Here is a 10,174-nt window from a genome sequence, read left to right on the forward strand (position 1 = left end):
ATATTCGGAGACAACTTGTCTTTTGAACGCCTCACTGTATTCTTGTACAGGGAGGAATCTTTTTTTTAAATTCATAAGGATGACTGTTTTTATGGTTTTATAGTCAACCTTTTTCAGGACGAGACATAAAAACAAAAAACCTCCGGAAATTCCGGAGGTTTAATTTTCTATAGTGATTTAAACTGTTCTAAAGTTCTGATATCATTTTCGAAGAACATTCTGATGTCGCTCATCTGGTAAAGAAGCATTGTAATTCTTTCAATTCCCATTCCGAAAGCATATCCTGAATATTTCTCAGAGTCGATATTTACATTTTTAAGAACGGCAGGATCTACCATTCCGCATCCCATGATCTCAAGCCAACCTGTTCCTTTGGTAATTCTGTAATCGGTTTCAGAGTTTAATCCCCAGTATACATCAATTTCAGCACTAGGCTCTGTAAAAGGGAAATAAGACGGTCTCATTCTGATTTTGGATTTTCCAAAAAGTTCAGTGGTAAAGAACTGAATCGTCTGCTTAAGATCTGCAAAGCTTACATTCTCATCAATATACAAACCTTCGATCTGATGGAATATACAGTGCGAACGTGAAGAAATAGCCTCATTTCTGAATACTCTTCCCGGAGAAAGGATTCTGATCGGCGGCTGGTTTTCTTCCATATAACGGATCTGTACAGAAGACGTATGCGTTCTTAAAAGAATATCCGGGTTCTGCTCAATAAAGAAAGTATCCTGCATATCTCTTGCCGGATGGTATTCAGGAAGGTTAAGCGCTGTAAAGTTGTGCCAGTCGTCCTCTATTTCAGGACCATCGGCAACTGCGAAACCAATAGATTTAAAGATTTCAATAATTCTGTTCTTCACCAGATTGATCGGGTGTCTTGACCCAAGATCCAATGGAAAAGCAGGTCTTGTAAGATCTTCTTTTTCTGTGACAATAGCAGACTGGGAAGCATCTTTCAGATCTTCCAGTTTTCCTGCGACAGCCTGTTTTAAAGAATTGATCTTCTGTCCGAATTCCTTTTTCTGGTCGTTTGGAACTTCTTTAAATTTTTCAAAAAAATCATTCAGAACACCTTTTTTACCATTATACTTAATCCGGAAGTTTTCAATTTCCTCTTTAGACGTAGCATTGAAGCTGTTTACTTCGGTAAGTAGTTCTTCTATCTTTTCTATCATTGTTTTACCCTTTCAAAATGTTTTGCAAAAATACGTTTTTTAAGTTTAATAATGAATCTGTGATAAAAAAATCTGCCCCTTTACGGGAGGCAGACTTCAATCACTTATTTCACTTAAATAAAAAAATTATTTCTTTTCTAAAGCTTTAACGTTGATCTGAAGAGTTACCTCATCCTTAATCACTCCGTTTTCAGCAGGAGCCTGGAACTTTACGCCAAACTCTTCTCTTTTAATATCTTTTGGCTCAGTAGCCACACTTACTTCTCCGTCTTTTACAGAGACATTGGCCTTAAACTGAATAGGTTTTGAAATACCTTTAATGGTTAAATTCCCATCCAAAAGTGTATTGTAATCTCCTTCCATAGCCGGTGTCACTTTTGTAATTTCAAAAGAAGCAGTAGGAAATTTTTCAACTTCAAAAAAATCGCCGCTCTTAAGATGACCATTCAGTTTTCCTAACTGATCAGCGTCGTCCTTAAGATCTACAGACGTCAGAGAGTTCATGTCAGCAACAAATTTTCCGCTTTCAAGCTTCCCGTCTTTTATCGTAACGTCACCGCTTTCAAACTTGATTGTTCCGAAATGACTGGTACTTTCAGACTTGAAAACTTTATATCCTTTCCACTCCACTTTACTGTTTAATGTGTCCACTGTATACTGATTCCCGTCTTTTGTAGTTGTCACTTCATTGCTTTCGCTGGTAACCGGTTTGTCTTTTTTACAAGAAACCGCTACAGCCGCAACAAATAAAGCAGGAATAGCTAGTGAAAACAGTTTTTTTCTCATTTTTGATATATTTTTATTACTTCCGCTAATATAATAAAAAATTTTATTTTTTCATAAAAACCTTACATTTGTATTATGCTTTTAGAAATACACAATTTATATTTTTCCCACACCAAAGATAATCCACTGTTTCAGAACCTAAATCTGGGTTTTGAGGAAGGCAGAATCATTGCTCTGGCAGGAGAAAGCGGCTGTGGAAAGTCTACATTGCTTAACCTGATTTACGGTCTTCTGGACTGGGAAAGCGGCGAAATTGTTTTTAACGGAAAACGGCTTTTGGGTCCTAAAGGAAATCTTGTTCCCGGAGAAGCCGAAATGAAACTGGTGGCCCAGAATTTTGACCTGATGCCTTATGCCACTGTTGCCGAAAATGTAGGAAAATTTATTTCCAATATCAATTTAGCTCAAAAAAAAGAAACGGTCATGGAGCTTCTGGAAGTGGTAGGACTTCAGGAATTTGCCCACGTGCTTCCCAAATATTTAAGCGGAGGCCAGCAGCAGAGGGTTGCCATAGCCAGAGCACTTTCTGTATTGCCGAAACTGCTTATTTTAGACGAACCTTTCAGCAACCTGGATTTCCCCAGAAAAATAGAGCTTCGTGAAAGACTGTTCAGATACGTGAAACAGCATCGGATCTCTTTAATTATTTCTACCCATGAACTTCAGGATATTATGCCCTGGCTTGATCAAATTGTTATTCTGAAAGATGGAAGACTGATCCAGAATGACAGCCCGGAAGAAACCTACAAACATCCTTATAATTCTTATGTCGCCAAACTTTTTGGTGAAGTAAATATATTCAGTGAAGAAGAAAAAACAGAGTTCGGACTTCCTAAATTTTCATATTATCCCAAAGAAATAAAAATCTCCGAAAACGGAGCTGAAGCTGAATTGCTGGAAAGCAGGTTTGCAGGAAACCATTACTGGAATAAGATTAAGGTTCAAAATAAAGAGCTTATTGTTTATACAGACGGTAAGATAGAAGGGAATATTAAGATTTCCTTTACCTGAACCGGTGAAAGATTAAACTCAAAGATTCCTCGTTAATTTCTCATAACTGATACATTTACTTACAGTTATTGTTAATATGTGGATAAAAAAAATACAAATATAAGAAGCAGTTTGAAACTTTTTCTTACATTTGTATTTCCACAGCATAAGGAAATTTTTGGTTAATTCTCTTTCTGCCCTGAGACGGACATTAGCACATCCCTGCAATTAAGTCTTTGAAAGATTACACTGTCCAATCTTTTCCTTTTTTTATGCAGTAAATCTTACGCTTTCTTCACAAACTCTGATTTCAAAGCCATCGATCCGAAACCGTCAATTTTACAGTCTATGTTATGATCGCTATCCGGTCTGAGACGGATGTTTTTAACTTTTGTTCCCGCTTTTACCGGTTTTGGCGCTCCTTTTACTGGAAGGTCTTTGATCACCACCACAGAATCTCCATCCTGAAGCTCATTTCCGTTTGAATCCAGTATTTTTCCTTCGTTGGAACTTTCAGCAGCCGTTTCTTCAGGATTCCATTCGTAAAAACACTGTGAACAGGTCATCATATTATTTTCACTCGGATAGGTAAATTCGGAGCTGCATTTTGGACAAAGTACAGTATCACTCATATTTTTTATTTTTGCAAAGGTAGGATTTTTGGGATAAATGCAGAGTTTAGATTTCAGATATCAGCTACCAGGTGAGCTTCGGGAGCCTCAATCACCAGATATTGTCGTTTATCCCAAAACTAATTACTCACAATTTATATTTCCAAACTCTTTAACACAAACCCGTACTCTACAACTCTCAAACTCTCTCACTCTGAAACTCTCCCACTCTAAAACTTGAATTCTGCAACTCTCAACTATAATTCGTACTTTTGCAGATTCAAACAGCGAAGCAATTTTATGGAACTTATTCACAGAAACCTAGCGATCGGAATTCACGATGCTTTACAGGAAACATTTTTCGAGAAAAATAAATATGCCGATAAGGTAATCGAAAGACTTTTAAAGGCCCACAGAAAATGGGGAAGCCAGGACAGAGCCGTTGTTTCTGAGATCTTCTATAACATTATCCGCTGGAAAAAACGTCTTGAATATTATATGGGGGAAGGGGTAAAACCAACCAATATATATAAGCTGATGATTGCGTATCTGCTTTGGAGCAAGACCAATTACAAAAAGTTTGAAGAATTTGACGGAATTAAAATCGCAGATATCCTTACCAAGCTTAAAAAGAACACCGTTCCTACGAAAGCTATCGAGCATTCTATTCCTGAATGGCTGGCTGAAACTCTGGAAAAAGAATTAGGACCGGGTTGGGAAAAGGAAATGCACGCTTTAAATGAGCAGGCTCCGACCGTATTAAGAGCAAACAGCCTTAAAACGACTCCAAAAGAACTTATTTCTGATCTTTCAGATGAGGGTGTCATGGCGTACACGGTAAAAAACTATCCGGATGCTGTTCAGCTTGAGGAAAAGAAAAATGTTTTCCTTACAACAGCCTTTAAAGAAGGTTTATTTGAGGTTCAGGATGCTTCTTCACAGAAGATCGGGTATTTCCTGGATGTGAAAGAAGGACAGAGAGTGGTGGACGCCTGTGCAGGGGCAGGTGGAAAAACCCTTCACTTAGCTGCATTGATGGGGAATAAAGGCCAGATCGTAGCTTTGGATATCTTTGAATGGAAACTTGCCGAACTGAAACGCCGTGCAAAAAGAGCAGGAGCGCACAACATCGAAACCCGTATGATTTCTGACAACAAAGTAATCAAGCGTCTTTACGATAAAGTGGACCGCCTTCTGATTGATGCTCCTTGTTCAGGACTTGGTGTTTTAAAAAGAAATCCGGACAGTAAATGGAAAATCGACCAGGATTTTATTGACAGAATTAAAAAAGAACAGCAGCAGATTCTTCAGGATTATTCCAAAATGCTTAAAGTAGGCGGAAAAATGGTGTATGCTACATGTTCTATCTTACCTTCTGAAAACAATTTACAGGTAGAAGAGTTTCTGAAAACCAACCCAGGCTACAAGTTAATTAAAGATGATAAAGTAATGCCTAGCCATGGTTATGATGGTTTCTATATGGCCCTTATTGAAAGAGTTTCTTAATTTTAACTCATCTATAAAATATACAGCTGCTCTATTTCAGGGCAGCTTTTTTATTGAAAAAATTTTCAGTCAGATACATCCTTTTTCTCTACATTGAAAAACGGTTTGTAACATATGTATCATTAATCCCTACTTATAATATCGTAAACTGTTTAAGATCCTGCCGGAAATTTGAAATTAACTTATGAAAAACCAGACGTATGCATAAAAGAGTTCTATTCAGCTTCCTGGCTTTATTTCTATATTGTCTTTCATATGCACAGACTTATGAGATTGAATACACCAGCTCTTATAACGGGAAAGCTCTTACCGACCAGTCCCCTACTCTTGTCTGGGCGGATGGAAAAAGTAATTTCATTCTGAATAATAAGATCAGAGAACAGAAAAGTGATTATCCATTTGAAATCACCAAAGTAGAGAAACCTTCCAATACGGTTGTTTCTTATGCCTTTCTGAAACCGGGAGAAATTATTTCTTCTTCAGATACCGAATCTATCGGAAAACAGACCTTTGAATTAACTAATGAAACCAAGAAAATTCTGGGCTACACCTGTAAAAAAGCAGTAACAAAAATAAACTCCAATACGATCGAGGTTTGGTATACCAGTGATTTGAAAATGAATGGAGGACCATCTGTAGTAGGACAGAATCTAGGATTTGTTCTGGAAATCGAAAGAAATAAAAATTCGAAGGTCACTGCCAGTTCTATTAAAAAAGTAAAAAAAACGGATATTGACTCTATTTTAAAAGGCTCCATACAGACAACCGATCTGTTGGGTTACAAAGATCTTCTCTGGAAAAGCCGTTTTACCACACTCAAAGTTTTTGACAATGAAACCATCAATTTTTCAGATGAATCCAAATCAGATGAAAAGATAAAAAGATTGGCCAACGGAACCATCATCCTTAAAAAAATTAAATTTCCTTCAATTAAAGAAGGTGAAAATATTTTTGTCGAAGTAAAGCAGAAGTCCAACGGAGATGCATACGACAGAACAGGAACTGTATTTCTTATTCCGCTGGACAAAACAACCTCATTTTTTGACGGGCTGGAAAAAGGAGCTAAAACACTTCCTGCTTACGACAACGGCAACGGAAAACAGTATTACGGAGTAACAACTACCGAAAATTACAGTCCTGCTATAGAAATGATGAGATTTTTCACCGCTTTCGGGATTCAGAAATTCAATCATATTCAACTGAAAGGAAAAGACTGGCAGACTGTAAGTCCGTACCGACAGGATATCACAGAATTAAAGCCTTCTCTCTCCGAAAAAGAACTATGGGTGGGTGCTTTTATCGGTAATTATGATAAAGGCGGCCATAGAGTAAGTCTTGAGATCACTATTCATAAAAGTGACCAGAATATTTATAAGAATAATATGGCAATTCCTCTTTTTAACACATTGAATATCATGGAAATGGCAGGTCAGGATTATTCAACGATGTTCGATAAGGATAAAGGGCTTTTTGTAGAGTTTACATTAGAAAAAGACCTGAAGAATGCTCAGCTGAGATACATCACGACCGGGCACGGAGGCTGGGAAAACGGAGACGAATTTGTTCCCAAGCCTAATTCTATATTCCTGGATGGGAAAATGACATTTTCTTTTGTTCCGTGGAGATCAGACTGTGGCTCTTACCGGCTTTACAACCCTGCATCGGGAAACTTTCCGGACGGACTTTCTTCATCAGACCTCAGCAGGTCCAACTGGTGTCCTGGAACAGTTACCAATCCAAACTTTATTCCTCTTGGAGATCTGAAGGCAGGCAAACATACAATACAGATAAAGATTCCCCAGGGGGAAAAGGAAGGCACAAGCTTCAGTTCATGGAATGTTTCAGGGGTATTGCTTGGGTCTCAATAAAACAAAACCTTCTTGCAAAGAGAATTGCAAGAAGGTAAAAACACAAATGATGAAAAAAAATTATTTCGAGCCACAAAGTAAGGGCTAAAATTCATATAATAAATTACCATATATTAATAATTATTTCATTTTAATTTTGTATAGAAGATAACAATAACTCTATTTTTCACTAGTGAAAAAAATCAATTAAATACTCGATAATTGACCTAAATAGTTAATATTTTTCGCCAAAATAAATTATTAAGTTAAAAATATTAACTATTAGATATTTTTTATTGTTATTTTTAAACACCAAAGCTAATTTTGCTTCAAATAAGTAACAACATGTGTGGAATTGTATGTTTGTTTGATGCCAAACAAAAGACCGAAATATTAAGACCTCAGGTTTTAGAAATGTCAAAAAAAATCCGTCACCGCGGCCCGGACTGGAGCGGTGTATTTCAGGATGACAAAGTGGTATTTTCTCATGAAAGGCTTGCTATTGTAGATCCTACTTCAGGAAAGCAGCCCTTATTCACCAAGGACGAAAAAGTAGTTCTTGCAGTGAACGGAGAGATCTATAACCATAGAGAATTAAAAGAAGAGTTTCCGGATTTCGAATTTCAGACCCAGTCGGATTGTGAGGTGATTCTTGCCCTTTACAGAAAATATGGAAAAGACTTCATTGAAAAGCTGAACGGAATTTTCGCTTTCGCTCTTTATGACATTGAAAAAGGAATCTATCTGATCGCCCGTGATCATATGGGAATCTGCCCTCTTTACCAGGGATGGGATAAAAACGGAAACTATTACGTCGCCTCTGAATTAAAAGCGCTGGAAGGCATATGCAAAACCATAGAAACTTTCCTTCCAGGGCATTTTGTGTACAGTCCTGATGGAGCAGAGCTTCAGCAATGGTACAAAAGAGACTGGGAAAACTTTGACAGCGTAAAAGACAACGAAACTGATATTTCTAAAATAAGAAAAGGCCTTGAAGATGCTGTTCACAGACAGTTGATGAGCGATGTTCCTTACGGGGTTCTTCTTTCCGGAGGCCTGGATTCCTCTGTTATTTCAGCGGTGACTGCAAAATTTGCAAGACAGCGGGTTGAAAGCGGAGACACTCAGGAAGCCTGGTATCCAAGACTTCACAGTTTTGCGGTAGGGTTGGTAGGATCGCCTGATTTAATTGCAGCAAGAAAAGCCGCGGACCATATCGGATCTGTACATCATGAAGTTAATTTTACCGTTCAGGAAGGATTGGATGCAGTACGTGATGTCATTTATCATCTCGAAACTTATGATGTGACTACCATCAGAGCTTCCACGCCGATGTATCTTCTGGCAAGAGTAATCAAATCTATGGGAATCAAAATGGTGCTTTCCGGGGAAGGTTCTGATGAGCTGTTCGGAGGATATTTATATTTCCACAAAGCTCCCAATGCTAAAGAATTTCATGATGAAACAGTAAGAAAACTGGGCAAGCTTCATTTATATGATTGCTTAAGAGCCAATAAAGCTCTGATGAGCTGGGGAATTGAAGGCAGAGTTCCTTTCCTGGATAAAGAATTTATGGACATTGCCATGACTGTCAACCCAAAAGACAAAATGATCAGCGCTGCAGAAGGGAAAATAGAGAAATGGGTATTACGAAAAGCTTTTGAAGATGTTCTTCCGGAATCTATTGTCTGGAGACAGAAAGAACAGTTCTCGGACGGTGTGGGCTATTCATGGATCGATACATTAAAAGAAGTTGCTGAAAAAGAGGTTACCGATGAAATGATGGCCAATGCAAGATTCAGGTTCCCGCTGAACACTCCTCAGAATAAAGAAGAATACCGTTACAGAACTATTTTCGAAGAACATTTTCCAAGTGAAACAGCTGCGGCAACGGTTCCTTCGGTTCCTTCAGTAGCCTGCTCCACTCCTATTGCTTTAGAATGGGATGAAGCTTTCAAAAAAATGAACGACCCTAGCGGAAGAGCGGTGAAAGTACATGAAACGAGTTATGAATAAGCTTTGGATGCTGAGTTAAGTGGCCGGAGAGACTGAGAGCTTCAATGTTTAGAATATGAAATTATAAAGTCTTAACTCCCGGATCTCACAATGTGAAGTTTTCTGTTCTAACTTCTAACTTCTAACTTCTAACTTCTAACTTCTAACTTCTAAACTCTAGCTTCAAAATATAGAATTTTATCAATCCTGTAGAAATACAGGATTTTCTTTTGAATAACGTTAACAATATCAATATAATTTAACTGACAATCAAAAATAATATCTAAGAAATAATTATATTTGGACAACGAAAATATCAATTATAAAAAAATGAGAAGAAATCTTACTGTTTTATTTGCCTTACTATCCATCAGTTTTGCTTTTGGACAGGGAAAATACGGCAAATACTTAAATTCAAAGAAGCTTGCTTTGTCTTATAAAAGCGTAAAAGATGTAGATAAGGATGACTATTATCAGCAGTTTTACTGGCTGGTAAAAGCAGAACAGCTTAAAACGTATCCTCACCTTAAAGATGTAAAACCTGTCGTTTTATATGAATTTGTAAAAAAAGTAAATCCTCAGAATCCTACAAAAAAACTGGATGACAGAGGAAAAGAGCTCAGAGCCACTGCAGAATTATCTTTAAATCAATATTTTAAGAACAAAAAATTCGAAAACAACTCAGTTTTGATGTACAACCTTGAAACTTATGTTGACCCGTCTAAAGGACAGTTCTATACCAAAGTAGATCCTGAAAAAATCAAGGAACTGGTGCCTAAAGAACTTTTTGCCTTCAATTCTTTAAACAGAAATATGGGCGAAGAAAAAACATATTATCTGTGGATTGATAAGAAAAAAGATGATTTCAATATTGTAGATATTATCCCTGAAGAAAAAGAAAACAAAGCTTTCTATGCAAGGTTAAAACAATATCTTCCTAGCTATAAATTTTCCAAATACGTTCCATCGGTAAAAAAAGGAAACAAATCAGACAAAACAGATGTTGACTACTACTACATCATGCCGTTTGAACAGAACACTGATAACATCGAATACAAAACAAAAGATTTCAAAACTTACATCTTAAGCCAGTACAGAAAAGCCGGCGATGAATGGAAAGGAGTAGAAAAACCTAGATGTCTCGTCCTGAAAATCCGATACAGATTAAAGGACAAAAATAAATAATTAAACCAGAGCAAATTTGTTTTTGCTTTGGTTTTTGCTTTTATAAGTTTTCATTTTGATTTCCTTTTGTTTATGC

General features: G+C 37.1%; 8 protein-coding genes. 5 read left to right on the forward strand and 3 right to left on the reverse strand.

What is annotated here, in order from left to right:
- Positions 1–167: 167 nt before the first annotated feature.
- Both pheS and J4Q03_RS21180 read right to left on the reverse strand, forming a co-directional pair.
- The gene (pheS, locus tag J4Q03_RS21175; protein ID WP_111955668.1) at positions 168–1,178 is read right to left on the reverse strand and encodes a phenylalanine--tRNA ligase subunit alpha; all 1,011 of its coding nucleotides are present in this window, start codon (positions 1,176–1,178) and stop codon (positions 168–170) included.
- A 126-nt stretch (positions 1,179–1,304) separates the two neighbouring features.
- On the reverse strand, positions 1,305–1,964 hold the full coding sequence (locus J4Q03_RS21180) for a YceI family protein (RefSeq protein WP_426050089.1): 660 nt from the start codon (positions 1,962–1,964) through the stop codon (positions 1,305–1,307).
- A gap of 75 nt (positions 1,965–2,039) precedes the next feature.
- On the opposite strand from J4Q03_RS21180, the gene J4Q03_RS21185 reads away from it, so the two are divergent.
- On the forward strand, positions 2,040–2,975 hold the full coding sequence (locus J4Q03_RS21185; protein WP_426050090.1) for a sulfate/molybdate ABC transporter ATP-binding protein: 936 nt from the start codon (positions 2,040–2,042) through the stop codon (positions 2,973–2,975).
- Positions 2,976–3,238: 263 nt separating this feature from the next.
- On the opposite strand, the gene J4Q03_RS21190 is transcribed toward J4Q03_RS21185, so the two are convergent.
- Positions 3,239–3,586: a zinc ribbon domain-containing protein YjdM gene (locus J4Q03_RS21190; protein WP_426050091.1), complete on the reverse strand. Its 348-nt coding sequence runs from the start codon at positions 3,584–3,586 to the stop codon at positions 3,239–3,241.
- Positions 3,587–3,865: 279 nt separating this feature from the next.
- On the opposite strand from J4Q03_RS21190, the gene J4Q03_RS21195 reads away from it, so the two are divergent.
- The 4 genes from J4Q03_RS21195 to J4Q03_RS21210 all read left to right on the forward strand — a co-directional run bounded on the left by J4Q03_RS21195 (position 3,866) and on the right by J4Q03_RS21210 (position 10,098).
- Positions 3,866–5,071, forward strand: a complete 1,206-nt coding sequence (locus tag J4Q03_RS21195; RefSeq protein ID WP_426050092.1) for an RsmB/NOP family class I SAM-dependent RNA methyltransferase — start codon at positions 3,866–3,868, stop codon at positions 5,069–5,071.
- 200 nt (positions 5,072–5,271) lie between these two features.
- Positions 5,272–6,939, forward strand: a complete 1,668-nt coding sequence (locus tag J4Q03_RS21200; RefSeq protein ID WP_426050093.1) for a GLPGLI family protein — start codon at positions 5,272–5,274, stop codon at positions 6,937–6,939.
- 324 nt (positions 6,940–7,263) lie between these two features.
- Positions 7,264–8,934 (forward strand): asparagine synthase B, encoded by a 1,671-nt coding sequence (asnB, locus tag J4Q03_RS21205; protein ID WP_426050094.1) that lies wholly within the window; start codon positions 7,264–7,266, stop codon positions 8,932–8,934.
- A gap of 309 nt (positions 8,935–9,243) precedes the next feature.
- Positions 9,244–10,098, forward strand: a complete 855-nt coding sequence (locus tag J4Q03_RS21210; protein WP_426050095.1) for a hypothetical protein — start codon at positions 9,244–9,246, stop codon at positions 10,096–10,098.
- Positions 10,099–10,174 lie beyond the last annotated feature (76 nt).

The sequence above is a fragment of the Chryseobacterium sp. NFX27 genome (assembly GCF_049887855.1).
GTDB lineage: Bacteria > Bacteroidota > Bacteroidia > Flavobacteriales > Weeksellaceae > Chryseobacterium.